Genomic DNA, 20,362 nt, shown 5'->3' with positions numbered 1-20,362 from the left:
ACGCGCGGCCTTCGGGGTCGAACGGGGCAGATTTGATGGCATAATCATGGTCTGCCTAGCGCACTGGAAACGTGACCGAGTGGCCGAAGGTGCTCCCCTGCTAAGGGAGTATGGGGTGTAGAGCCTCATCGAGGGTTCGAATCCCTCCGTTTCCGCCAAGCCCTACGCATAAAAAGCCGTTGATCTTCAACGGCTTTTTTCATTTCTGGCTGTCCGGCTGCTGCCGCTAGTCCCAAATTAGTCCTAAATCGATCAATCCGGGGGCTCCGCGCCCTCCGTCGAACGGGCCAGCGTCGCATTCAACGCGGCCAGGTTCGCACCCCGGTCGGCTGACGGAATCCACTTGGCGTAGTCGCGCATCATCACCTGCACAGAGTGCCCATGCTGCATGGCCACCCAGACAGGATTCGCGCCTGCCATCAGTGCGATGGTGACGCTGGTGTCGCGGCATTCCTTCGGCGGGCGGTAGCGCACGCCGGCATCCGAAACCGCCTGCACCCACGCACGGCGCTGCGATTGCTCGTCGGCGTAGGCCGCTTCCGTGCGGGGATTGAAGAACACCTCTGCAGCGTGGGCTGAGGTTCTGGCGTGCTGCCGCAGCAGCACACCCAGCGCGCGATGGTTCAGCTCAACGTGACGCTCCACATGCGTTTTCGTCCTCGCCTTGTCCTCCGTCAGCACGCGCGCGCGGTGCACGCGCATCGTGCCGGCCTTCAGGTTGACATCCTCCCATCGCAGCGCAATCTGCTCGCTGGGCCGCATGCCGGCGAAGAACGAGAACTCGAAGTAGTCGGCCATCGCGTCGCCATGCGGCGCCATGGCCCGTAGCGCTTTAAGAATCGCCTCCACTTCGGCTGGTGCAAACGGGTCGGGCCGTCCCTTCTGCGTCTTCTGGTTCTCGATGCCCTCGGTCGGATCGCGCAGGTTCCTCATGTGCCGGCAGATAAGGCCGAACACTGCGCGCAGAGGGATCATGATGTTGTTTTGTGTCTTGCGGCTCAGCCCCTTGATCGTCTTGCCGGTGTTCTCGTCGAAACGGTCGGTGCTCAACTTCGCCAGATGCTTGAGGATGGCCAAGTGCGTCACCTGCTCCGGCAGCAGGTGGCCGAAGCTGGGCAGCCAGTACGCCCTGAGGTGGCGTACGTAGATGGCCAGCGTCGAATGCTCCAACGAGCGCGACGAGATCTGTTGCCATGTCAGCGCCCAATCGCCGAGAGTCTGGCCCGCGTCTTCCTCGGCGGGCTGCATCTCCTGCGCGTAGCGGTAGTCGGGAAAGTGGTCTTGGATTCGGAACGCGCCGCGCGCGATCAGCGCCATGACTTCGATCCGCACGCGCGCCGCGTGCTTCAAATTGGCTGCAGTGGGCTTGAGCGGAAGCGTGGGAGCGATCTGCTTGCCCTGCCACTTGAAGCGAACCTCTATGCGGCCGCCTTTTGGTCGAACCCCGCCTGATGTCGGCTTTCTACCCATTTTGTGTATTCCTCCATGTCGATATGAATGCAGCCGTCCGGTGCGCGGCGGTAGTGCTTGCCCTCGATCCACACGCCGCGGTGGATCTTGGTTTCCACCGCGCGGGCGGTGTAGCCGGTCTCGGCGACGAACTTGACGATGCGGACGTAGCGCGTGGTCATTGCGGTTCCCTCATGCCGCGTGCGTCATGTCCAGGCCCAGCGCGAAGGCTGTGTCGCGCTCGATCAACGCGCCGGCGCTGCGGCTCCAGCCGGGCAGCAGGTGGATGCGGCCGCAGGTGGCCAGCTGACCCAGGGCCAGGACCATGTAGCCCTCCCAGCTGCCGCAGCTCGGCGCTGGGTTCTCGGCGGGGTTCTCCACGTGCAGGCCCTGGGCGCGCAGGCGCGCGGCCTCTTCGTTGAAGGTGCGGTAGTTCAGGCCGGGCAGGCCGCTCATGGGGCCGGCGACGTAGATGCGCGTGGTGGCCGGGCGGCTGTGCTCTTCGCGCGCAGCGATGCGCACGGAAAGCGACTCCAGCAGCTCGGGCGCGCGCGATTCCAGCAGCGCGCGCAGCGTCTTGAGCAGGGACGGGTGCAAGGGCAGGGTCTTCATGGTGTGTGACAGCGTTGAGGGAAAGGGAAAAGGTGAAGAGCAGGACGGCTCATCCCGTCAGCTCTTGTTGAGCGAGCGGAGCGGGGAGTACGGGCGGCGGCAGCAGAGGGCGCTGCGCCTGGGCCTGCGCGATGCGCCGGCAGGCGATGTCGAAGTAGTGGTCCGTTAGCTCCATGCCGACGAAGGGGTACCCGTGGCGCGCGGCGGCCACGCCGGTGGATCCGGAGCCCATGAAGGGGTCCACGATCACGCCGCCCGGCGGCACCACACGGACGAGCTCTTCCATCAGGCTGATGGGCTTGCCCGTCATGTGGTGCTTCTCGCGCGGGTTCACGCGCTCGCGGATCAGGCCGGGCCACGGGCCGCCGTGCGTGGCGATCGGCAACGGGCCATTGCTGCCCCACACCACGTACTCGCACTGGTGGCGGAAGTAGCCCTTGTGCGGCGCGCGGGAGGACTCGGTCTTGTCCCACGGCACCAGGCCGCGCCACACGAAGCCGCCGGCTTGCAGCGCATCGGTGAGCGCGGGCAGCTGCCGCCAGTCGGTGAAGACCATCACGTAACCGCCGGCGCGCACCTTGGGCTGCAGCATGGCCAGCCACATGCTGACCCAGAAGGCCCAGCTGCGCGCGTCGCGGTTGTCGCCGCTGAATTCGACGTTGTGCGCCGCGTCCTGTGGCGTGCCGTCGTGCACGTACTTGGCGGCCGTGCTCTGCATGCGGTCGCCGCGCACCATGCCGCCGCTGCTGTAGGGCGGGTCGGTGATGACGGCGGCCAGCTCGCCCGGCAGGTCTCGCAGCACCTGTGTGCACTCGCCGCGGTAGAGGGTCGCGTTGCCGATGACCACTTTTCGGACGGCGCTCATGCCGGCGCACGCTCGAGGGCGCGGTCGGCCTCCGCCTGCGCCAGGCGCTCGGCGCTGATGAATGGCGCGAAGGTGGCCAGGTCAGGCCGGTACACGCGCCGGCCGGCGATCACGCTCGGGCAGGCGAGTGCGTCGAACGCACCGGGCCGGTACGCGGCACTCGGCAGCAGCTCGGCACCGGTGTAGGCGCCGCCCGTGCGCGGTGCCGGTGGCGTGCTGCAGAACATCGTCCGCACGATCTGCTCGCGCAGCACCAGCGAGGGCAGGCGGTAGCGGTGGCGCTGGTCGATCTGGCGCGTCATCGGGTGGCCACCTTGGGGACGGGGAACAGGGCCAGCGTGCGCGTGTCGGCCGGCGTGGGCAGCCGCGGGAACATGAGCGGCCCGCGGCGTGGCCGCTCGGCGCTCGTGCCAGGTGCGGCAGCGGTAGCCGGCGCCGAGCCGCCGCGCGCTGCCGGCACAGCGGCCAGCACGGGCGCCGGCGCCACGTCGGCCGCTGCGGCCTGCTGCGCGCGCTGCTGCTCGCGCTTGAGCCGCGCGAAGGTCTTGCGGATGTCGGTCGCGCTCGATGGCGTGTAGACGCTGTCGACGCGCACCTTGTGCGCCATCGGCGGCGCGAAGGGCCGGCAGGCCTTGGGGGTGGTGGGAGTGGTCATGCTGTGAACTCCAGGGGTGGGGAAAGGGGGCATGCGTCAGGCCTCCAGCACCTCGGCCATGCGGTGCTCGGCGCGCAGGCGCGCGGCGATGCCGGCCAGGGTGTTGGTGGCGGGAAAGAGGGGCGCGTCGGCCACGGCGCGCACGCTGCGCGGCGGCACCCAGGTGGTGCCAGGCAGCGGGGCGGGGCGGTTGGGGGTGGTTGCGGGCCGGATCGGCGGCGGAGGCTCGATCCAATCGCTGTCGTGGGGCGCTTGCCAGGCCTCGCCAGCGTTCAAAAGCTGCCTCAGCGTGTCGCCCGTGAGGCGGGCCGTACAGTTATTGAAACAAGTCCAAGCGGGCGGCAGAGCCGCCCGATCCGGGAGCGGAATCACCGGCCGGCCACGCCGTACCACCGTGCGCTCGTCCTGCTTGCGCGCGGCCTCGGCCGCAGCGTCGGCCGCACCCTGGCCGGCTGCATCGCCATCGACCACGGCCGCGGCTTCGTCTTGCGCGGTGCCCTCGGCGTCCTCGGCGTCCTCGGGCCGCGGCGGCAGCACCGGTACATGCGCAACCGGCAGCCAGCCCATGCGCCGGCTCACCAGCCAGCGCCCGCACATGCGCCCGCGCTGCGCCACCAGGCCCACCAGCCGGCCCACCTTCACCTCGTCGCCGTAGCGGTTGCACTGCCCCGGCTCCACATGCCGGAAGGCGCAGCGCAGGTGCCAGGCCGTGCGCCGCAGCGCGTGGCCGCCCATGGCCTCCATGAACAGGCGCCAATCCGCCCGCAGCGCGCCGCGCCGGTGGCAGGCCTGATGCGCGCGCACCGTGTCGCGGTCGCCCTCGCGCTGGAACAACTCCAGCTGATCGGGCGTCACCCGCCGCAGCTCGCGCCACACCGTCACGCTCGGCATGCCGAAGGTCTGGAACTGGCGGATGCCCCAGGTGGCCGCCCACGCATCCACGCGCTGGTGCCCCGCCGCGCCGCCGTGCTGCTCGGCCGCGGGCTCGCTCGCGTCCTTGGGCTCCCACGGCCCCAGGTCCATGGTCAGCTGCTGGCCATCGGCCACATCCAGGTGCTCGGCCAGCGCCACGTGGCCCACGCTCTTGGCGATGTACTTGGCCACGTAGCCAGCAGCGCCGCCGCGCACCATGCGCTTCACGTTGATGCGGTTGGCCTGCGCGCCGCGCTCGTCGCCGTCCTCGCTCAGCCAGTAGTGGCGCACCACCGCCTCGATGGCCTGGGCGCCGGCCTCGTCCTCGGCCCACACCAGCATGTGCCAATGCGGCGTGGCGTCGTGGTGCGGCTCGGCCACGCGAAGGCCGTACATGCGCACGCCCGCGCGCTGCAGGGCCGCGCGCGTCTTCTGCCACTTGTCGCGCAGCCACAGCTGCCCCTCGCGCGGCGTCGCCCCGCAGAACTTGGGGTTCGGCCGGCTGCGCCCGCCCACCTGCCGCATGGCATGAAAGCGGCTGGGCAGCGTCAGCGTGATGAACAGGCCCACATGCGCCCGCGCGTCCGCATAGTCCTCGGCGCCGCGGATGCGCGTCATCAGCTCGCCGCCGCGAATCACCGGGTTGGCTGTGCCCAGGGCCACCAGCTCGTCCAGCCGCCACACCTGGCCCGCCTCGTTGCGCAGCAGCGATCCGCGCAGCGCCTCGGCATTGCGCGAGAGCTGCGCGCGCCGGCGCGCCAGGCCGTCCTGGCTCACGTAGCCGCCGCGGCCCACATGCACCAGCCCCAGGCGCACCGCGCCGGCCTCCACCGCGCGGGCCACGTGCGTGCGCAGCCGGCGCCGCCACCACTTGGGGCACTCGGCGCGCGCAATGGCCGGCTCGCCGTCGATGGGCTTGTCCTCGTACACGCCCACGCGGCGGATGAAGGTGCGCACCTCGTCCAGCCGCTCGGGCAGCGTGGCGCCAAAGTGCCGCATGCGCTCCTGCTTGCGGCGCACGTCTTCGGCCAGGCGCGCGGCCAGGTCGCGGATCTCTTCGTCGGCCAGGTTCCAGCGGCCGGCGCCGCCGAACTCGTCCTCGAAGTCCGCCACCGCCTGCAACAAGTCCCACGCCTGCGCCCACTCGGGCGGTTGCTGCAGGGCCTGCTCCAACGGCTCGCCGGCCTGCATGAGCGGCGGCGGGGCATAGGCAAAGCGCCGCTCGATGGCCGCCTTCCAGCCCGCGGGCGCACAGGCCAGCACCCGGGCCATGTGCTCGTCCACCTGAGCCAGCCCGGGCGCATTCGCGCGCCAATCGCCAATGCTGCGCGTGGGCAGCGTGCGGGCGATGGGCGACCTGGCCTGGGCGCGAAAGCGTTGCACCGTGCGTGCCCCTACACCCGCGCCGCCAGCGCCCGCAGCCGGGCCAGCGTGGGCACGCCGCGGCGCACCACGGCGCGCACCGCCTCGCGCTCGGCGGGCGGAACCTCGGTCCAGGCGCGCACGGCCAGGCCCTGCAGCACGGGTGACACCTGCACCTCGCCCACGCCGGCCAGCATCAGCAGCACCAGCCGCAGCTCCAGCGGCAGCGCGGCCCACTCGCGGCTGGCCGCGTCGTTGAACCGGCCGCGCGTGGCCAGGGCCACGAACTCGTCGCGCAGCTTCATCAGGTGCTTTCGCGTGGGGGCGTCAACGTGCCGCGTCTTGCTCGTGCCCACCCCTCAGGCCTCGGCGCGCATGGCCGCGGCCGTGCTCATGGGCTGGCCCACATCGTTGGCCGGGTGATGCCCCTCGGTAGCAGCCGTCACGTGGCCCTGCTCACAGGCCTCGGCCAGCCACTCGGCCGGCACATAGGCGTGCACGTGCGCATGCCCGCGCTTGAAGATCGCCTCGCTGTCATAGCGGCCCACCGCCTCGCCTTGCTTGGCCCACACCACCTTGAAGCCCAGGCGCAGCAGCGTGGCCGCCACCGTGGCGCCGTGGCCGTCGCCAAACAGGCCGGTGCGCAGCGCCACCGTCTCGGGCACATCCAGCACGCGGCGGTAGGGCCGCAGGTCGGCCAGGTCCACATGCACGCGCTGCGCGGCCAGCGCGTCGAGCAGCTCGTCCAGCACCGGCAGCTTGGTGCTGATGCGGCGGATCTCGGCCAGACGCGCCGCATGGCGCTCGTGCTCGTGCGCGAGCACCTGGGCCAGCGCCGTGCTGGTGGCGGGGGTGGAACGGGGTCGGGTGGCGGTGCGCATGGTGTGGGTCGGCAGAAAAAGAGCGAACGAATCCCCGCGCCCCCGAAGGAGCGCGTTGCGAACAGAAGGAAGGGAAGGAAGGGGGGAGAGGGCGAAGCGCCCCGGTCAGCCCGGCGGCGCCTGCGCGCTGGCCTGCAGCAGCGCCTGCAGCTGGCCCAGCCGCACATGCGGGCTCAGCGGCAGCACCACCTCGGCGCAGGGCAGGGAAGACAGCGACAGCGTGCGCACCACCTCCAGCTGCGCCACATAGGCGTGGCGGCAGCGGTGGCTGCGGCAGCGGTACGTCACCTCGCGCAGCGTGCGCGAAAGCTCGCGCGAGGCCACGGCAATGGCCCCCGCCTGGCAGTGCGGGCAGCGGATGGTGATGTAGCGGTAGCGGCTGCGCTCGGCCGCGTCGTCGGCCTCGGCATCGGCCGCCGTGCCCCACAGCGCACCGCCCACAGACGGCGCGGCCGGCCAATCGGCCAGCGGCTGGGCCAGCTCGGCCAGGTAGTCGGCCTCATCGTCCGCATCGCACTCGCTGGCCAGCAGCGCCGCCTGCACCGGCGCGCGGCGCACATGCGCGCTCACCGGCAGGGCCACCAGCGGCGAAGGCGTGCGCGACGGCTCCAGCGTGCGCACCACCTCCAGCCGGGCCGCGAACACGTGGCCGCAGCGGTAGTTGCGGCAGCGGTAGGCAATCTCACCCACCGTGCGCGACAGCTCTTCATGGTCTTCTGCCGCCGACTTGCCCAGGCAGTGCGGGCAGCGGATGGACAGGCGCATGTAGCCGCCTTCGCTCATGCCGCCGCTCCGGCCACTTTCGGGTGACGAAAGTGCGACTTTTGTGGCATTGGAAGGGCGGGCCCCTGCGCCCATACTCGGCCTGCGCCTGCAAGCCACAACGCCACCGCAGAAGGCGGGCACAGGGAGGCGCGACACAAGAAGCGGCCCACATACCGCAACAGGGCCGCCTCGCAACCGGAGAGCAGGCGATGGAGAACGAGCTGATCGATGGGGCAGAACCGCTGCCCGACGACAAGGCCATAGTGGCCGCGCTGGAGCCCAAGGCCAAGCACATGATCGACCTGGGCTGGCCCGCCATGGTGGCCGGCGTGCGCAACCGCCGGGGCGTGGTCTACCGGCGCATCACCGTGCACGGCTTTGGCCAGCTCGTGACCGTGGGCAACGTGCTCGGCCAGTTCGGCCTGGTCAACGAGCTGAAAGACATGGGCGAAATGCGCGACGGCTACCGGGCCATCTACTCGCGGCCAGCGTAGCCAAGCCTGCGCCGGGCAGCGGCGGGCTGCCTGGCCGGCGGCGCGGATCAGCTCGATGGCCGTGGCGGCGTCGTCGGCCGTGAGTGGCAGCGGTAGCGGCAGCGGCCGGCGCGCGGGGACGGGTGCAGGCGCGGGGGCGGGGGCAAGGGCGGACGGAGTCACGCGCTGTCCTTCATGACGGGGTCGTTGGCGGCCTGCTGATGCATGCGATCCGGCTGCACGCTCCACCGCACGCACTCGGCCATGGCCAGGTCGCGCAGCAGCGTGGCGGGCTGAATGCCCAGTTGGTCGCACATGCGGCGCCAACGCTGCTCTTCGTAGTCGTCAAGCCGGGTGGAAATGCGGTGATGGCGCACGCGTTTGGGATCGGGGTACATCGGCAGGCCTCGGGCGGGGCGGTGGGGGCGGATGGTGGGGCGCGTGCGCTCAGGCGCGGGCCTGGGCCAGAGCGGCCCGCTCGGCCTTGAAGCCGGCCACGCCGCGGCGGTACATGGCGCGCACGAAGGCGGAAACCTTGCGGTCTTCCTGCGCGGCCAGGCGCTTGGCTTCTTCGAGGTCAGCCGTGCTCATGCGGCAGTAGACGAGGCGGTCCAGGCCGCTTTCGGTGGCGGTGGAGATTTCAGCGGCAGGCGCGGAGGTGGTCATTTACGATGCCTTTGTTTGTTGTGACAGCAGGGATGGAAAAACATGAAGCACAGCACGAACACAGCGGTGAACTGGCCCGTCTTTCAAGCGACCGCCGCCCTCTACGGGGGCTATGTGGCGGCCGGCAAGCAGTCCGTTTCGGGGCTGGGGTTGGCCGAGCGGGTTGATCGCTCGTTCATCCAGCTCTATCGGGTGATGGAGCAACTGGCGGAGCGGATCGAGCGGGAGAACGCAGCGCCCGCCAACTGCAGCGCGCCGAAGCGCTCGGCGTCCCCTGCGGCCTCCGGCACCACCGGCTGACCCGGTAGCGGCAGCCGCAGGCCCCAGCCGATGCGCGCCCCGCGGCGGCGCCGGCCCCAGGAAAGATCGCGGCCGCCGGTCTCGGCGATCCATTCCCGCTCAAGCTGCTCGGCTTCACGCGCGAGGCGGCGAGCACTTGCCGCCGCGGCGGCGGGTGGCTTGGGGTCCATCCAGCGATAGGACGGCGTGCCCCTTTGTGGGTTGGTGGTGCCCATATACGATGTGTACGTTTGTCGGTTTCTGCACTGAATTATCTGGACGAAAGACCAGAAGTCAAGGCGTATTTCTGTACGTATGTCAGTTTTTCACGAGCGCCTGCGCCGAGTGCGCAAGGAGCTAGAGCTCAACCAGACCGAGTTCGCCGAGATGGCGGGCGTGACCGTGGACTCGCAGGGCAACTACGAGCGGGGCAGTCGCAAGCCGGATACGGCGTATCTGGAGGCGCTGGCTGCGCGTGGGGTGGATGTGGCCTACCTCATCACCGGCCAGCACAGCGGCGCTGCACTGACGGCCGATCAGGCCGCGCTGCTGCGCGCCTACGCCGGCGCGGACGAGGACGCGCGTGCCGCGCTTCGGCTGCTGGCCGAGCGCGTGGGTGGAACCGTCGCCATCGGACGGAAGGGGGAGGGGTGACTGCGAGTGAGCATGTACGCTTCTTTCTCTTGTCGTGTGATGTGTGACAGGAGTGGATGTTGAGCATTTTCGTGCTCATCGTCAAGTCATGAGCGAGTCTTTTAGTGCTCGAAACGGTGCGATTTTGCGCGCCGAGCGGGAGAGGCTGGGGCATTCCCAAGAGAGTTTTGCGGAACTGCTGGGCGTCAGCCGGGGGATGCTGAGCCGGTACGAGCGCGGCGTGGCCGAGCCTGGCGCGTCGGTGCTGATGCACTTGATGGCCACGGGCGCGGACGTTGCCGCCGTCCTTGGCGGTCGGCCGGCAGCACCCGCTGAGCACTCCGGTGCTCGCACGCTGACGGCCGAGCAGGAGGCGCTGCTGGACAACTACGAGAACGCGGACGAAGACGGGAGGGCTGCGGCCCGGAGGGTACTTTCTTCGCTCGCGCAATCGAACGCGGCTCGCAAGGCCGCTTAGCGTGGGGTGGTGGCTCTACGGGGCCGCCGTTGGGGGATGGGCGTGGTGGGGACGGAAGAGCCCCGTCACGCGATACATCGTGGCTCGCATGAGCCGATGGGTGGAGGGATATGTCTGAACACGTTTTGGGGTTCGTGTATCGGAACGCGGCCGGAGTGGTCAGCCAGCGGCGTCTGACGTCCTGGGCCGAGGTCGGCCACTACTTGGAGGGCTTCGACGAAGCCGCGGGCAAGTTCTGCACCTTCCGAAAGGATCGGGTGGTGGAGTACCTCGACGGCGCGCATGCAGCGTTGATCGAGCCCCACAGTAGCCCGCCGCCGAAGCTGCGTGCCAGCGCTCCGAAGGATGAACGCCCCCAAATCCTATTCACTGGCTTTTCGGCATGTAGGCGCGACGAGCTGGAGGAAAGTGCCGATGCTGCAGGTCTGCGGGTGGTCAAGACAGTTACTCAATCTCTGGTCTTCCTCTGTGCCGGGCCAAATGCCGGCCCGGCCAAGGTATTGAAGTCGCGTTCACAGGGCGTGTATGTAGTTCGCGAGGGAGAGTTCATGACTCTGATAGATACCGGAGAGTTGCCTGATTACGCGGTAGAAGAACTAAATTGCAAATAACGAGCCCTAATTCTTGGGCTTCGCAACCTAGCAATCACAAACATTAAAAATTAACGTCGGAGCGAGAGATGGCAGAAACCAGCAAAATTGCCGAAATGGCGATGAAACTGTCTGAAGAGGTATTTTCAGAATTTTTCTGGACTCAGGTTGGCCCGGAGGATCACAGCTGGCCGTGCGAAGACCCCGATAACCACGGCGTCAGCTCTCATCCAGGAGATGCCGTCTTCTATTACGATGAGCCTTACTCGCAGTATCGAACTTACGTTCACTGCGATATGAAGAGCTATGCAAAAGGCTCTATAAGTTCAAAAAGGATTTCGGACACAGTTGTGAGTTTGGCCAAACAGATTGCCTGCGCAGAAAAGAGCGATGCTTGGCGAAAACTCTATATGCACGGAGACGCGACTCCAAATGTTTGCGGTCTTTTATTTGTCTACAATCATGATGGTGAGTATGACAAAGATTTCGGAAGCCTATTGAACGACGTGCCGCACAAAGAGCTACCATTACCGCGTGGTTCTCGCTTATTCGTATTGGGTCCGCGAGATATCTTTTGGATTAGCAATGTTGCCTATGATATACGGCAGCTTCGCGGCTCAGCAGGAAAAAATTCCCTTCCTCCAGCTAATCATTGCAAGTATTTTTATCCACAGCTTGATGGACGGGCAAATTTGCAACCAGAGAAGGCAAGAGCAGCAACGCTTGAAATGCTCACATCACCTTGGATTGTCCTAGAGTACAAAAAGGGTGCCAAGGGAGAAGAAAAGGGCTACGTTATTTTCTATCGTAGAGAAGGAGATACAGAAGAAGAGTTTATGTATCTCATAGATTTTTTACGTCGCTATCAGGTTCTGGAGGACGCCTCCACAGTGCAGGTCAGGGCCTTAAATCCGGACGCGGCCGCCGCTGCCCGGTTTCAGAAGGCTAAACAGAGATATACCGAAAGCCTCAGTGAATTTGGAAGATCTACAGAACTAGGGGAAAAAGTTGCTGCAATAACGTTTGCGAGTATGCCAAACATCGTTACATCATTTTCTTCGATCGAGCTGGGAATGGATTATGCGTGATCAACGACAACTATATTACGCAACAAACAAGGAAATACATGATTTCCTAGCCTCGGCAAAACAGAAGATCACAGAAGGCGTCCTCCATGAACTGCTTCGTGACCGAGGGATATTTTGTTCCCCCGCAGAATCTCGGGACGCTCTCGTGGAATATCTGTCGCTCCTTACGCACGACTACCTCGATGTTTGCGGAGTGATGGAAAAGCGAGAAACGGGACGACGTGGAGAGAAATACACCGCTGCGACGCTTCCCGTTGAACTCGGTCCCGATGAATTGAAGGTGATTATTGCCGGATATAAGAAGGATGAGGATCAAGAGATAGTTCGGTCGCACAAGAAGAGCGAAACGGAATATGTAATGAATGTTACCTATTCCGAATTCGATTACTCAAAGACTAAACTGCTGCAGCGTCAGGAGCAGGAGTCAGAGATCATTTTTGAGAAAGTGCCTGGAGGGACAAAGGTTAGACTGCCAGCGAATGATCGGTCCCGAGGAATACTTGAAAAGATCAAAGGTCGGGCCGAAACGCTCAAGAAGAAGGAAATCGCAATCAAAGAGATTGAACTGACCGATCTTGCCAGCGCCGACCACCGGACTACATTTTTCACTCGCTTGATATCTTCGCTTCCGAATTTTTCGCTTGAAACGGTTTCACGCTTGCGGGTTGCGCACTCCTCCGTTTCGTTTGCCGAGGGAGATAGCATTGATCTGGAAGGAGAAGACCCGGATGACGTTGCTGACAAGTTGATCGGCATTGTCGAAAACGTCGCGCTGAGTGGCGAAAATCTGGTCGCGTCGGAAATGTATCAGGAACTTAAAAGTAAGGGATTTTTTATCACGGCTATTACTTGGCGCGCCAGGCAAAAGGTAGCACCTCATATAATAGTGGAATGTGATGCTGGTTTTGAAGATGGGCAATCGGGAAAGAAATTTCGCTATTCAGTTCACGGGGCGCTCAAGCTAAGAAATGGTGTCTATACCAAAAATATTCGTCCGGTCGATGCAGTTGAAAAGGCGCGGATACTTGGTATGATAGAAGCAACTGCGCGCAGTGTTCTAGATGAGTTGCTAGAAGAGGCGAATCCAGCCTGAAGGAGGCTTTATGAAGCGGTACAAATGGCTTAAAGCTCAGTGGCCAATGCCAATGCAGATTTTGGCGAAAAAGCTGCGTACAAAAAGCTTCAAAAGCGATTTTATAGATGGGTTTGTTCTAGATCGTGTCCGAAACGATTTTATCGATGCTCGTTTTTTCCAAAAAATGGAATTGGAGGATACTATCGTTGATCCATTCGGAGCTGAATCTAAATTCTCGCGGGTCGAATATAGAAAATGCGAATTTCGAGCTTCATTGGAGGGACCTGGGCTTGAATTGATTGATGCGCCGCGTGGGGTGCAGGTAATGGTTAGCCAGCTATCAGAGGTAACCGATTTTTCACTTGCTATTAGCAATCTCTCGGTCAATGTGTTGGAGTGGACTGAAAGGATTGAAGAAGGTCTCGCTATGAACGGCGTGATTGAATCCGCTCAGATTGGCTCAATAGAGTTATCACCTGGCGTGCAGGCTAAGGCAGTAGTCAAAGGGCAGACGGACGTTTTGGAAGCGATTGATCTTTTGGTTGCTAAAAAAAAGCACACCATAGAAAAACTTCAAATTAAGTTTCCCAAGGCGCATCGAACTCTGTTGCTGACGAACACGGCAGTAGCTCGATTCGATTCTGAGCCTTCAGAGTCAGTGCTTTCCGTTATTCGAGACTCATTGTCTTCCTCGATCATGAATAGCTGAGATCGAGATTTCCTTGCAGTTTTAGGAGCTGGGCGCTGACGCCAAGGGCTGCCGTATCAAGGTGCGCAGCGGCCATGTACCGCATACGCGCCGGACTCCGACGCGGTTTCCAGCCTCTTACGAACGGCTGGGCCGGCGCTCTGCTTCCGAGCATGCCACCCGGCTGGGAGCCACCAGCCGCAGGTGAATGTCAGTCGTGGTCACCGTGCTTGGGCATCATCAGCGCTTCGCCGGGTTGGAGCGGGCTTGGCTCGGGGCGCGGCCGTCCGTCCTCGGCATAGAAGCTCATCGCAGAAGCCAGCGCATCCGCCGCGTTCAGCATGGCTTCGGAGCGCGTGTCGCCTTGGGTGATCGCCTCGGGCACATCGCGGAAGGTGACGGTGTAGCCGCCTTCCGGCTGAGCTTCCAGGCGAGCGGGATAGCCCACCAACGAGGCAGCGCGACGAAAGTGCCGCATCTGGGCCGCCATCTCGTCCGTGACTTCCAGCGTGTCCGGGTCGGCCTCAATGCCCGCGTTGATCGCCGCATCTTCCTCGGGCGTGTTTAGCTGCACAGTGCGGCGGCGGGCTGCTGATCGTTGAGCGTGCACGCGCGTGCGTGTTGCGTCGAACTCCGCCAGGGCTTGCCGAAGTTCGGGAAGAGGGGCACCCGCGTTCGCCTCGATGGCGCGGGCGATGGCCTCAACATCCAGGCCGCTCAGGCCTTCTCTCTTGTGGAGGGTCTGCGTAACGTCCCGCGTTGCGGCGTTCAGCAGCTCGGGGCTATCCGTTCGAAGTGTGTCCGTCAGGTAGGCGGTGACGGCCGGAACACTGTCGAGGTGTTCGGCCGCGTTGAACGGGGGCAGATCGTCAACCCGGATGCGTTCGCTGCTCATGCGGCCGCCCTCTGCCGAGTCAGGCCGCCGCCTGCATCATGAAGTCCACATGCACCGCGTCATAGGGGAAGACGATCCGCCCGTCTTCCGCCTTCTCCAGCACGCCCGCATCCAGCAGCGCATGCACGTCGGTGTGTACGCCCTTCACGTCGCGGTCCACGCGCCTGGCTACCTCGCGTAGCGTCAGCGGGCCGGCGCTGCACATGGCCCGCACAATGTCCCAGCGCTTGACGGTCAGGGTGCCCCACAGCGCCTGCACGGTCGGGAAGGTGATGTACGCGCCCACGGGGCGGCCGGTGGTCATGGCCTGCAGAAAGCGCGCGTCAGAGGTGTGGCGGTCAGCCACTTCGATGGTGACGGTGTTCATGGGGTGTTTCTCCAGTTCTGCACGTCCTGCCAGAAGTCGGCCAGCAGGCGTTCGGCGTTGGTGAAGGCATAAGGCAGTTCTTCGCTGCCCACATGCCGGTGATCCCCCTTGCCGGCTTCGTTGTCGTAGCGCACCACGCATACCCCGGCCTCGACGTAGGCCAGGCGGTACTTGAGCGGGTGCGTGCTGCCCTTGGCCGGCGCGGGCAGCAGCCACACCACCCGTTCCACGAAGCTGATTTCGTCCAGCGCTTCGCGGCTCTTGAGCAGTTGAGTGGCCTTCATGTTGTAGATTTTTCCAACACCTGGGCATGTTGTCAATCACTACAACAGTAGAGCGCTACTCGTCCCCCACGTCCCCCGCCTCATCCCCACCTTCCACCCCCTCCGCCTGCAGCGTCTCCAGCGTCAGGGCGGACGTGTAGCCGCCACCCGCCACCGTGTGCCGCACGCCCGTGATGAGCCACGGCGTAGCGTCGATCTGCGGCTTGTAGCCGCGCACCACCACCGGCCGCTGCGGGCCCAGGTCGGCGCGGCCGTAGGCCAGGGTGATCTCGAAGCTGTAGATGCCGCGTTGAATGCGCGCCCATTCCGCCCGCGCCGCGGCCAGGGCGTCGGCCTCGCTGGCGTAGGTGGTGCGCAGGTCTTTGGCCCGGCCGCTGATGCCGGCCACCACCGCTGTGCGCTTGCCCGTCTTGTGGTTGTTGTACCAGCAGCGCACGCCGCTGTAGCTGTCGCGGTCGGCGCGGGCGTAGCGGTGGCTGTCGCCGCTGCTGCGCACCAGCAGCACGGGCGGCAGGGCCTTGCCGCTGGGGGTGCGGGGCAGGCGCTTTTGCGATAGCAGCAGGGTGCCGGCCTTCACGGTGGCGATGCAGTCGAAGGTGTTGGCCAGGCGGCGCAGAAAGCTCGCATCGCTCTCCTGCGCCTGGTCGGCGTGCTTCACCTTGCGGGCGCCCACGGCCTTGTCGATGCTGTGCTTGAGGCCGTTGCGCAGCGCAATGGCGGCCACGATCTGGCCCAGGGTGGTCTGGTGGTAGCTGATCTCCCGCAGCTGCCGCAGGCCGTCCAGCAGGTTGGCGGCGTGCGCGCGCAGGGTGATGGTGTCGGGCGCGCCGCTGTATTCGACGGCCTGGATGGTGTAGCTGCCCTTGTCCACCAGCCCCAGCGGAAAGCCGCCCGACGCCGCCCCGGTGCCGGCCTGGCCCGGGGCGCCGGCGGTGTCGGCCACCCAGCCCACGGCCACGGTCAGGGTGTCGCCGGTGCTGGGCAGGGCCACGCGGCCGTCGTGGTCGCTGATGACCAGCTCCACCTCGTCGGCGTCCTGGCTGCGGTTGTCGGTGATGGTCAGGCTGACCAGGCGCGGCGCCACGCGGGCGCTGATGTCCTGGCCGTTGACGGTGACGCGCCACACCGGCCGCAGGTGCGGGCCGCCGCGCGCGGGGCTCAGGCCCGTGGTGCTGGTGGCGGGCAGGGTGGCGGCGATGGCGTCCACGTCGCCGCCGGCGGCGGTGGTGCTGCTGGTGTTGGTGGTGGTGCTCATCACTGCAGGGCGGTCTGCTCGGGCGTCACCAGGTCGCCCATGGCGTCGGCGCGGCCGTCATCGTCCATGTCCACGCGGCGCAGGCCGATGGAGAACTCCACCTTGCGCGGCGATCCGTCCTCGAAGAACAGGGACTTGGTCTCTTCCATCTCGGTGATGACGAAGGCGCCGTAGATGGTGCCGGTGCCTTCCACCAGCGCATAGGCCTGGCCGGTGTTGGCCATGTAGCGCAGGTCATCGAGGTGCAGGTGGCTCCCCGCAAACTCGGGCACCACGCTGCCGTCGAGGTTGATGGTGTCTTCGCCCGGGCCGAGGTACTGCGACGCGTCTCGCGCGCCCACCAGGGCCTGCGTGGGGTGCTTCCACGCCGTGCGGCGCTTGAACTGCTGATAGGCCAGGGTGTCGAGCTGAAACACGAACTGGCCGATGCACATCATCATGGCTGAGGGCTCCGGGGTGGGTCAGTTGCCGTAGTCGACATACGCGCCGCGCAGGCGGGCGGCCTTGGCCTGCTCGTGCCTGGCCAGCTCGGCCCGCACGAGTTGGGCGATGGCGGCCGGGTCCACGCCGGCGCCCGCCTGGATGGTGAGGTGCACCGTGTCGCCCTGCACCACCAGGCTGGGGCCGGTGTTGCGTGCGCTGGCCAGCGGGGCGTGGGCGGGGGCCGGGGTGCCCAGGCCCGCGGGCTGGCCCACGGCCGGCAGCGCCATGGCGGGCAGGGCCACTAGGCTGGCGGCGGCCATGCCCAGCGCCGCGGCGCGCACCTGCGGCGCGGTGCGGTCGATGCCCAGCGCGGCGCCCTGGGCGATGTCGGCGCCGGCCTGGATGAACACGCGGCTGGGCGAGCGGATGCCGAGCTTGTCTTTGAACCAGCCCACGGCCCCGTCTGCCGCCTGGCCGATGGCGTCGCGCACCAGCGCGATGCGGTTGGTGATGCCGTTGGCCAGGCCCTGGATGATGTTGGCGCCGAACTCGAAGAAGCGTTGGGGCAGGGCGGCCAGCGTGGCCGCCATGTCGCTCCACAAGCCGCCCAGGGTGGTGCTGATGCCCTGCCATGCGCGCTGCGCCCAGCCCATGAGGCGGTCGAAGGCAGCGCCCACCGCGGCCACGCCGGCGGCAAAGGCGGCCGACAGGTCTTGCCACAGCGCGATGGCGCCGGCGCGCACGTCGTCCCACCGGGTGTAGAGCAGATACGCGGCCACGGCCAGCGCGGCAATGGCCAGGCCCATGGGCGTGAACATGAGCCCGCGCATCACCACGGCCAGCCCGCGCAGTGCGGTGCTGGCGGTGCCGATGTTGAGGCCCAGCAGGCCGAACACGGCGCGCATCATGGCGAAGGGGCCGAGCACCGCGGCGGCCATGATCTTGAGCAGGCCGAACACCATCAGCAGCCCCGCGATGGCGGCCACGGTGCGCACGATGGCGGCGGTCAGCGCCGGGTGTTCCTTCACCCAGTTGCCGATGGCGGCCGAGGTGTCGCCCAGCCATTGGATGAGGCCCTTGGCGTCGCCGGCGATGGTCTCGCCGATGCTGGCCAGTACGTTGGTGGCACTGCCCTGGGCGGCTTCGAGCACGTTCGACAGGGTGGCCAGTTGCACGTCCACGCGCTTGCGCAGGTCGGCCTGGGCGGCCATCTTGGCGGCCACCTCTTCATAGCCGGCTCGGCCCTTCTCCATGATGGTGTTGATGACCTGCAGGTTTTCGGCGTCGTCGCCGAACACCTCTTTGATGATCGACGTCCGCTTGGTGTCGCTGCCGATGGTCTTGAGCTTTTCGAGCTGCGCGAAGAGGTTGTCCAGCCCCGCGAAGTTGCCCGCCTTGTCGGTGAAGCTGAGCGCGAAGCCGGCATGCGCCTGGGCGAGCATCTTGTTGGCCTTGCCCACCTTCTTCTCGTCCAGCCCGGCCTGGAACATCTTGCGGATGGCGTTGCCGGCGGATTCGCCGCGCATGCCGGTCTGGTCCATCATGACCAGCAGCGGGGCCAGGGTGTTGGCGGCCTGCACGCCCTTCTGCTTGAGGATGCCGAGCACGGGCGACATCTTGGAAAAGCCCTGCAGCATGTTGCCGGAGTCCACGCCCAGGTAGAAGGTGCGTTGGATCATGTCCATCAGGCCGAGCATCTCGGTCTCGGTGCTCTGGGTGGCGTCCTGCATCTTGGCGGCGAACTCGGCGGCCTCGGTCACCGGCATGCGCAGCTGCACGCCGAGCAGGGCCGCGGCCTCGCCGGTGCCGCCCAGGATGGTCTGCGCGCTCAGGCCCTGGCGCTTGAGCATGGTCATCATCTCCAGGAAGTCGGCCGTGGTGCCGGGCAGGCGGTCGCCCAGGCGCGTGGCCAGCTCGGTGATGCGTTGCAGCTCTTCGGGTGCGCTGCCATCGGCGACCATCATGCTGGCCTTGAGCTGGGTGGCGGCGTTCTCCTGATCGCTGTAGGCGCCCAGGGTGCGCTGGACCGGCGCCGCGGCGGCACGGCCGGCCACCACGGCCGCCGCGCCCGTGGCGCCGAGCATGGCGGCGCGGCCCAGGGCCTGGCTGCGCTTGTCGCGCACCTCGGCCAGGGCCTGCAGCCGGGCGCGCTGCGCGGCCATGCTGGCGTTGGTGGCCTCGATGTCGGCCTTGAGGCGCTGTTGCGCCGCGCCCAGGTTGCCCAGGCCGGCCTTGCGCGCGGTGGCCTGCAGCTCGTCCAGGCGCTCGCGCTGGCGGTTGTAGGCGATGGTCTGGGTGGTGAGCTGCTGCGACAGCTTGGCGGCCTGCTTGCTGTGCACGCCCTCGGCCGCGATGACGGCGCCGAGCTGCGCGTCCAGCGCCTTGAGGCTGCGGGTCTGCTGGTCGAGCGCGGCCTGCTGCTGCTGGATGCCTTCGACCTGCTGCTGCTGACGCTCCAGCGCGCGCAGCGCCTCGCGCGACTGCTTGAGGCTGGCGGCCAGGGCCTTGCTCTGGCGGTCCACGCCGCGCAGCGGGGCCATGGCCTTGTCCACCATGGACAGGATGATTTCGAGTTTCAGAGGGCCTGCCATGGCGGGGGTGCTGTGTTGTCGTTGGTGTGGGGCTACTCGGGGGGCTTGGCCTCGTGGCGGACGCGGGCGCGCTCACGCCAGCGCATCAGCTCGGGCAGCTCCATGCCGTCCATGTGGCAGGGCGCCCAGCCGAACACCAGCGCGATGTCGGCCATGAGGTCTTCTACGTCTGCGGGAAGTCCGCCCGGATGCTCCTGCGCACGAAAAAAGTGGCCACCCGCGCGCCCAGCTCCACCAGGTCGGCGGGGTCGAGCTGTTCCACGTCGTGCGGGGTGAGCGTGGGCGTGGTGATGCGCGGCAGCAGCTGCTGCAGGGCGTTGGCGTTGAGCTGCAGCACCTCGGCCAGGTTCAGGCCGCGCAGCTCGCCGGCGCGGGGCTTGCGCAGGGTGACGGTGGCAATGGTGGTGTCGCCGCGCTGCAGGGGCTCGTCGAGGGTGATGGTGTTGGCGTCGGCCGGGGTGGGGGTGGCTTGGGTGGTCATGGTCTTGGATGGGCAATGGGGCGCGGAAGGGGCGGGCGGGGGCGTGGCGATGCGGCGTGTCATAGGCCGATGGCGCGGCGGATGTCGGTCAGCACGTCGGTGCCGTTGACGCGGAAGATCAGGCCTGGCACGTCGATCTCCATGACTTCGGCACCGTCGACGGTGAGCTTGTAGTAGCTGAGGGCGCAGCTGTACTTGTGCTCCGTCTTCTCGCCGGTCTTGGCGTCGCCCAGCTCGATTTCCTTGAGGCGGCCGCGGGTCAGGATTTCCAGCGCGTGCACGCTGCCGTCCGAGTCGTCTTGGTAGGCGCCTGCAAAGCGCCATTGGCTGGCGTTGTGGGCCACCACGCCAAAGCTGCGCAGCGCATCGACAATGAGGCCGCCGGCGGTGAACTGGAGTTCGAGCTTTTCGTGGCCAAGGTCGATTTCGATGGGGCCGTGCATGCCGCCGGCGCGGTATTCCTCGGTCTTGCGGGTGAGCTTGGGCAGGGTGACGCTGGGCACCAGGCCGACCCAGGATGCACCGTCGCCGAAGAGGTTGAAATTCTTGAGGCTGGAAGGGATGGACATGGAAAGGGGCTCCTACGTGGGCGGCG

General features: G+C 66.3%; 29 protein-coding genes and 1 tRNA gene. 9 read left to right on the top strand and 21 right to left on the bottom strand.

Annotation, left to right across the window (positions count from 1 at the left end; translation table 11 throughout):
- Positions 1–65: 65 nt before the first annotated feature.
- Positions 66–158: transfer RNA gene (locus ACT54X_RS02325), tRNA-Ser, on the top strand.
- Between the two features lie 94 nt (positions 159–252).
- Here the strand turns inward: ACT54X_RS02325 and ACT54X_RS02320 are convergent.
- The 10 genes from ACT54X_RS02320 to ACT54X_RS02275 all read right to left on the bottom strand — a co-directional run bounded on the left by ACT54X_RS02320 (position 253) and on the right by ACT54X_RS02275 (position 7,519).
- Positions 253–1,470 carry an Arm DNA-binding domain-containing protein gene (locus ACT54X_RS02320; protein ID WP_476344812.1) on the bottom strand — a complete coding sequence of 406 codons (1,218 nt, stop codon included), beginning with the start codon at positions 1,468–1,470 and terminating at the stop codon, positions 253–255.
- Positions 1,419–1,631: an excisionase gene (locus tag ACT54X_RS02315; protein WP_114804211.1), complete on the bottom strand. Its 213-nt coding sequence runs from the start codon at positions 1,629–1,631 to the stop codon at positions 1,419–1,421. Before ACT54X_RS02315 ends, ACT54X_RS02320 begins: the two co-directional genes overlap by 52 nt.
- A gap of 10 nt (positions 1,632–1,641) precedes the next feature.
- Entirely contained in the window at positions 1,642–2,061 is a 420-nt protein-coding gene (locus ACT54X_RS02310; RefSeq protein WP_114804212.1) for a DUF4406 domain-containing protein, read from the bottom strand.
- Positions 2,062–2,110: 49 nt separating this feature from the next.
- A complete protein-coding gene (locus ACT54X_RS02305; RefSeq protein WP_476344810.1) occupies positions 2,111–2,926 on the bottom strand; it encodes a DNA-methyltransferase in 816 nt (271 codons plus the stop codon).
- The gene (locus ACT54X_RS02300; RefSeq protein WP_476344808.1) at positions 2,923–3,228 is read right to left on the bottom strand and encodes a hypothetical protein; all 306 of its coding nucleotides are present in this window, start codon (positions 3,226–3,228) and stop codon (positions 2,923–2,925) included. Before ACT54X_RS02300 ends, ACT54X_RS02305 begins: the two co-directional genes overlap by 4 nt.
- The gene (locus ACT54X_RS02295; RefSeq protein WP_476344806.1) at positions 3,225–3,581 is read right to left on the bottom strand and encodes a hypothetical protein; all 357 of its coding nucleotides are present in this window, start codon (positions 3,579–3,581) and stop codon (positions 3,225–3,227) included. The genes ACT54X_RS02300 and ACT54X_RS02295 overlap by 4 nt, the downstream gene beginning before the upstream one ends.
- A 36-nt stretch (positions 3,582–3,617) precedes the next feature.
- Positions 3,618–5,876 (bottom strand): replication endonuclease, encoded by a 2,259-nt coding sequence (locus tag ACT54X_RS02290; RefSeq protein WP_476344804.1) that lies wholly within the window; start codon positions 5,874–5,876, stop codon positions 3,618–3,620.
- Between the two features lie 11 nt (positions 5,877–5,887).
- On the bottom strand, positions 5,888–6,160 hold the full coding sequence (locus tag ACT54X_RS02285; RefSeq protein WP_476344802.1) for a hypothetical protein: 273 nt from the start codon (positions 6,158–6,160) through the stop codon (positions 5,888–5,890).
- A gap of 54 nt (positions 6,161–6,214) precedes the next feature.
- Positions 6,215–6,736 (bottom strand): hypothetical protein, encoded by a 522-nt coding sequence (locus tag ACT54X_RS02280; protein WP_476344800.1) that lies wholly within the window; start codon positions 6,734–6,736, stop codon positions 6,215–6,217.
- Between the two features lie 105 nt (positions 6,737–6,841).
- Entirely contained in the window at positions 6,842–7,519 is a 678-nt protein-coding gene (locus tag ACT54X_RS02275; RefSeq protein WP_476344798.1) for an ogr/Delta-like zinc finger family protein, read from the bottom strand.
- Between the two features lie 191 nt (positions 7,520–7,710).
- Here ACT54X_RS02275 and ACT54X_RS02270 point away from each other — a divergent pair, with 191 nt between their 5' ends.
- Entirely contained in the window at positions 7,711–7,995 is a 285-nt protein-coding gene (locus ACT54X_RS02270) for a hypothetical protein (RefSeq protein WP_476344796.1), read from the top strand.
- Between the two features lie 158 nt (positions 7,996–8,153).
- Here ACT54X_RS02270 and ACT54X_RS02265 read toward each other — a convergent pair whose 3' ends face one another.
- Together ACT54X_RS02265 and ACT54X_RS02260 are read right to left on the bottom strand one after the other, a co-directional pair.
- Entirely contained in the window at positions 8,154–8,372 is a 219-nt protein-coding gene (locus tag ACT54X_RS02265) for a hypothetical protein (RefSeq protein WP_476344794.1), read from the bottom strand.
- 49 nt (positions 8,373–8,421) lie between these two features.
- Positions 8,422–8,640, bottom strand: coding sequence for a hypothetical protein (locus ACT54X_RS02260; protein WP_476344792.1), 219 nt, complete (start codon positions 8,638–8,640; stop codon positions 8,422–8,424).
- Positions 8,641–8,682: 42 nt separating this feature from the next.
- On the opposite strand from ACT54X_RS02260, the gene ACT54X_RS02255 reads away from it, so the two are divergent.
- The 7 genes from ACT54X_RS02255 (at position 8,683) to ACT54X_RS02225 (ending at position 13,492) form a co-directional block, all read left to right on the top strand.
- A complete protein-coding gene (locus tag ACT54X_RS02255; protein WP_476344790.1) occupies positions 8,683–8,940 on the top strand; it encodes a hypothetical protein in 258 nt (85 codons plus the stop codon).
- Positions 8,941–9,234: 294 nt separating this feature from the next.
- A complete protein-coding gene (locus ACT54X_RS02250; RefSeq protein WP_476344788.1) occupies positions 9,235–9,573 on the top strand; it encodes a helix-turn-helix domain-containing protein in 339 nt (112 codons plus the stop codon).
- 88 nt (positions 9,574–9,661) lie between these two features.
- Positions 9,662–10,030, top strand: coding sequence for a helix-turn-helix domain-containing protein (locus tag ACT54X_RS02245; RefSeq protein WP_476344786.1), 369 nt, complete (start codon positions 9,662–9,664; stop codon positions 10,028–10,030).
- 110 nt (positions 10,031–10,140) lie between these two features.
- Positions 10,141–10,641: a BRCT domain-containing protein gene (locus ACT54X_RS02240; RefSeq protein ID WP_476344784.1), complete on the top strand. Its 501-nt coding sequence runs from the start codon at positions 10,141–10,143 to the stop codon at positions 10,639–10,641.
- Between the two features lie 68 nt (positions 10,642–10,709).
- On the top strand, positions 10,710–11,708 hold the full coding sequence (locus tag ACT54X_RS02235; protein ID WP_476344782.1) for a PD-(D/E)XK nuclease domain-containing protein: 999 nt from the start codon (positions 10,710–10,712) through the stop codon (positions 11,706–11,708).
- 145 nt (positions 11,709–11,853) lie between these two features.
- A complete protein-coding gene (locus ACT54X_RS02230; RefSeq protein ID WP_476344780.1) occupies positions 11,854–12,801 on the top strand; it encodes a hypothetical protein in 948 nt (315 codons plus the stop codon).
- A gap of 10 nt (positions 12,802–12,811) precedes the next feature.
- Positions 12,812–13,492, top strand: coding sequence for a hypothetical protein (locus ACT54X_RS02225; RefSeq protein WP_476344778.1), 681 nt, complete (start codon positions 12,812–12,814; stop codon positions 13,490–13,492).
- Between the two features lie 190 nt (positions 13,493–13,682).
- On the opposite strand, the gene ACT54X_RS02220 is transcribed toward ACT54X_RS02225, so the two are convergent.
- Genes ACT54X_RS02220 through ACT54X_RS02180 form a run of 9 tightly spaced genes read right to left on the bottom strand, consistent with a single transcriptional unit; the run spans position 13,683 to position 20,336 of the window.
- Complete coding sequence (locus ACT54X_RS02220) at positions 13,683–14,366, bottom strand: type II toxin-antitoxin system HicB family antitoxin (RefSeq protein WP_476344776.1); 684 nt, start codon at positions 14,364–14,366, stop codon at positions 13,683–13,685.
- 19 nt (positions 14,367–14,385) lie between these two features.
- Positions 14,386–14,733: an HVO_A0114 family putative DNA-binding protein gene (locus ACT54X_RS02215; RefSeq protein WP_476344775.1), complete on the bottom strand. Its 348-nt coding sequence runs from the start codon at positions 14,731–14,733 to the stop codon at positions 14,386–14,388.
- Positions 14,730–15,017: a toxin-antitoxin system TumE family protein gene (locus ACT54X_RS02210; RefSeq protein ID WP_476344774.1), complete on the bottom strand. Its 288-nt coding sequence runs from the start codon at positions 15,015–15,017 to the stop codon at positions 14,730–14,732. The genes ACT54X_RS02215 and ACT54X_RS02210 overlap by 4 nt, the downstream gene beginning before the upstream one ends.
- Before the next feature lie 55 nt (positions 15,018–15,072).
- The gene (locus ACT54X_RS02205; protein ID WP_476344772.1) at positions 15,073–16,272 is read right to left on the bottom strand and encodes a contractile injection system protein, VgrG/Pvc8 family; all 1,200 of its coding nucleotides are present in this window, start codon (positions 16,270–16,272) and stop codon (positions 15,073–15,075) included.
- Positions 16,272–16,712 carry a phage tail protein gene (locus ACT54X_RS02200; RefSeq protein WP_476344770.1) on the bottom strand — a complete coding sequence of 147 codons (441 nt, stop codon included), beginning with the start codon at positions 16,710–16,712 and terminating at the stop codon, positions 16,272–16,274. The genes ACT54X_RS02205 and ACT54X_RS02200 overlap by 1 nt, the downstream gene beginning before the upstream one ends.
- Positions 16,713–16,733: 21 nt before the next feature.
- Positions 16,734–19,286, bottom strand: coding sequence for a phage tail tape measure protein (locus ACT54X_RS02195; protein WP_476344768.1), 2,553 nt, complete (start codon positions 19,284–19,286; stop codon positions 16,734–16,736).
- Positions 19,287–19,318: 32 nt separating this feature from the next.
- On the bottom strand, positions 19,319–19,441 hold the full coding sequence (locus tag ACT54X_RS02190) for a GpE family phage tail protein (protein WP_114804230.1): 123 nt from the start codon (positions 19,439–19,441) through the stop codon (positions 19,319–19,321).
- 8 nt (positions 19,442–19,449) lie between these two features.
- Complete coding sequence (locus tag ACT54X_RS02185; protein ID WP_476344766.1) at positions 19,450–19,767, bottom strand: phage tail assembly protein; 318 nt, start codon at positions 19,765–19,767, stop codon at positions 19,450–19,452.
- Positions 19,768–19,826: 59 nt separating this feature from the next.
- Positions 19,827–20,336, bottom strand: coding sequence for a phage major tail tube protein (locus ACT54X_RS02180; RefSeq protein WP_476344764.1), 510 nt, complete (start codon positions 20,334–20,336; stop codon positions 19,827–19,829).
- Positions 20,337–20,362: the final 26 nt, after the last annotated feature.

The organism is Pseudacidovorax sp. DMC4 (assembly GCF_056314265.1).
The sequence above is the reverse complement of the archived record's forward strand: the minus strand, read 5'-3'. Positions and strand labels throughout refer to the sequence as shown.

What these genes read in the sequence shown, in the direction of transcription:
- ACT54X_RS02220 (WP_476344776.1), bottom strand. Translation starts at nt 14,366, where the DNA reads ATGAGCAGCGAACGCATCCGGGTTGACGATCTGCCCCCGTTCAACGCG.
- ACT54X_RS02305 (WP_476344810.1), bottom strand. Translation starts at nt 2,926, where the DNA reads ATGAGCGCCGTCCGAAAAGTGGTCATCGGCAACGCGACCCTCTACCGC.
- ACT54X_RS02300 (WP_476344808.1), bottom strand. Translation starts at nt 3,228, where the DNA reads ATGACGCGCCAGATCGACCAGCGCCACCGCTACCGCCTGCCCTCGCTG.
- ACT54X_RS02200 (WP_476344770.1), bottom strand. Translation starts at nt 16,712, where the DNA reads ATGATGATGTGCATCGGCCAGTTCGTGTTTCAGCTCGACACCCTGGCC.
- ACT54X_RS02315 (WP_114804211.1), bottom strand. Translation starts at nt 1,631, where the DNA reads ATGACCACGCGCTACGTCCGCATCGTCAAGTTCGTCGCCGAGACCGGC.
- ACT54X_RS02190 (WP_114804230.1), bottom strand. Translation starts at nt 19,441, where the DNA reads ATGGCCGACATCGCGCTGGTGTTCGGCTGGGCGCCCTGCCACATGGAC.
- ACT54X_RS02310 (WP_114804212.1), bottom strand. Translation starts at nt 2,061, where the DNA reads ATGAAGACCCTGCCCTTGCACCCGTCCCTGCTCAAGACGCTGCGCGCG.
- ACT54X_RS02205 (WP_476344772.1), bottom strand. Translation starts at nt 16,272, where the DNA reads ATGAGCACCACCACCAACACCAGCAGCACCACCGCCGCCGGCGGCGAC.
- ACT54X_RS02255 (WP_476344790.1), top strand. Translation starts at nt 8,683, where the DNA reads ATGAAGCACAGCACGAACACAGCGGTGAACTGGCCCGTCTTTCAAGCG.
- ACT54X_RS02285 (WP_476344802.1), bottom strand. Translation starts at nt 6,160, where the DNA reads ATGAAGCTGCGCGACGAGTTCGTGGCCCTGGCCACGCGCGGCCGGTTC.
- ACT54X_RS02265 (WP_476344794.1), bottom strand. Translation starts at nt 8,372, where the DNA reads ATGTACCCCGATCCCAAACGCGTGCGCCATCACCGCATTTCCACCCGG.
- ACT54X_RS02210 (WP_476344774.1), bottom strand. Translation starts at nt 15,017, where the DNA reads ATGAAGGCCACTCAACTGCTCAAGAGCCGCGAAGCGCTGGACGAAATC.
- ACT54X_RS02185 (WP_476344766.1), bottom strand. Translation starts at nt 19,767, where the DNA reads ATGACCACCCAAGCCACCCCCACCCCGGCCGACGCCAACACCATCACC.
- ACT54X_RS02280 (WP_476344800.1), bottom strand. Translation starts at nt 6,736, where the DNA reads ATGCGCACCGCCACCCGACCCCGTTCCACCCCCGCCACCAGCACGGCG.
- ACT54X_RS02180 (WP_476344764.1), bottom strand. Translation starts at nt 20,336, where the DNA reads ATGTCCATCCCTTCCAGCCTCAAGAATTTCAACCTCTTCGGCGACGGT.
- ACT54X_RS02270 (WP_476344796.1), top strand. Translation starts at nt 7,711, where the DNA reads ATGGAGAACGAGCTGATCGATGGGGCAGAACCGCTGCCCGACGACAAG.
- ACT54X_RS02295 (WP_476344806.1), bottom strand. Translation starts at nt 3,581, where the DNA reads ATGACCACTCCCACCACCCCCAAGGCCTGCCGGCCCTTCGCGCCGCCG.
- ACT54X_RS02195 (WP_476344768.1), bottom strand. Translation starts at nt 19,286, where the DNA reads ATGGCAGGCCCTCTGAAACTCGAAATCATCCTGTCCATGGTGGACAAG.
- ACT54X_RS02245 (WP_476344786.1), top strand. Translation starts at nt 9,662, where the DNA reads ATGAGCGAGTCTTTTAGTGCTCGAAACGGTGCGATTTTGCGCGCCGAG.
- ACT54X_RS02250 (WP_476344788.1), top strand. Translation starts at nt 9,235, where the DNA reads ATGTCAGTTTTTCACGAGCGCCTGCGCCGAGTGCGCAAGGAGCTAGAG.
- ACT54X_RS02235 (WP_476344782.1), top strand. Translation starts at nt 10,710, where the DNA reads ATGGCAGAAACCAGCAAAATTGCCGAAATGGCGATGAAACTGTCTGAA.
- ACT54X_RS02260 (WP_476344792.1), bottom strand. Translation starts at nt 8,640, where the DNA reads ATGACCACCTCCGCGCCTGCCGCTGAAATCTCCACCGCCACCGAAAGC.
- ACT54X_RS02275 (WP_476344798.1), bottom strand. Translation starts at nt 7,519, where the DNA reads ATGAGCGAAGGCGGCTACATGCGCCTGTCCATCCGCTGCCCGCACTGC.
- ACT54X_RS02320 (WP_476344812.1), bottom strand. Translation starts at nt 1,470, where the DNA reads ATGGGTAGAAAGCCGACATCAGGCGGGGTTCGACCAAAAGGCGGCCGC.
- ACT54X_RS02215 (WP_476344775.1), bottom strand. Translation starts at nt 14,733, where the DNA reads ATGAACACCGTCACCATCGAAGTGGCTGACCGCCACACCTCTGACGCG.
- ACT54X_RS02240 (WP_476344784.1), top strand. Translation starts at nt 10,141, where the DNA reads ATGTCTGAACACGTTTTGGGGTTCGTGTATCGGAACGCGGCCGGAGTG.
- ACT54X_RS02225 (WP_476344778.1), top strand. Translation starts at nt 12,812, where the DNA reads ATGAAGCGGTACAAATGGCTTAAAGCTCAGTGGCCAATGCCAATGCAG.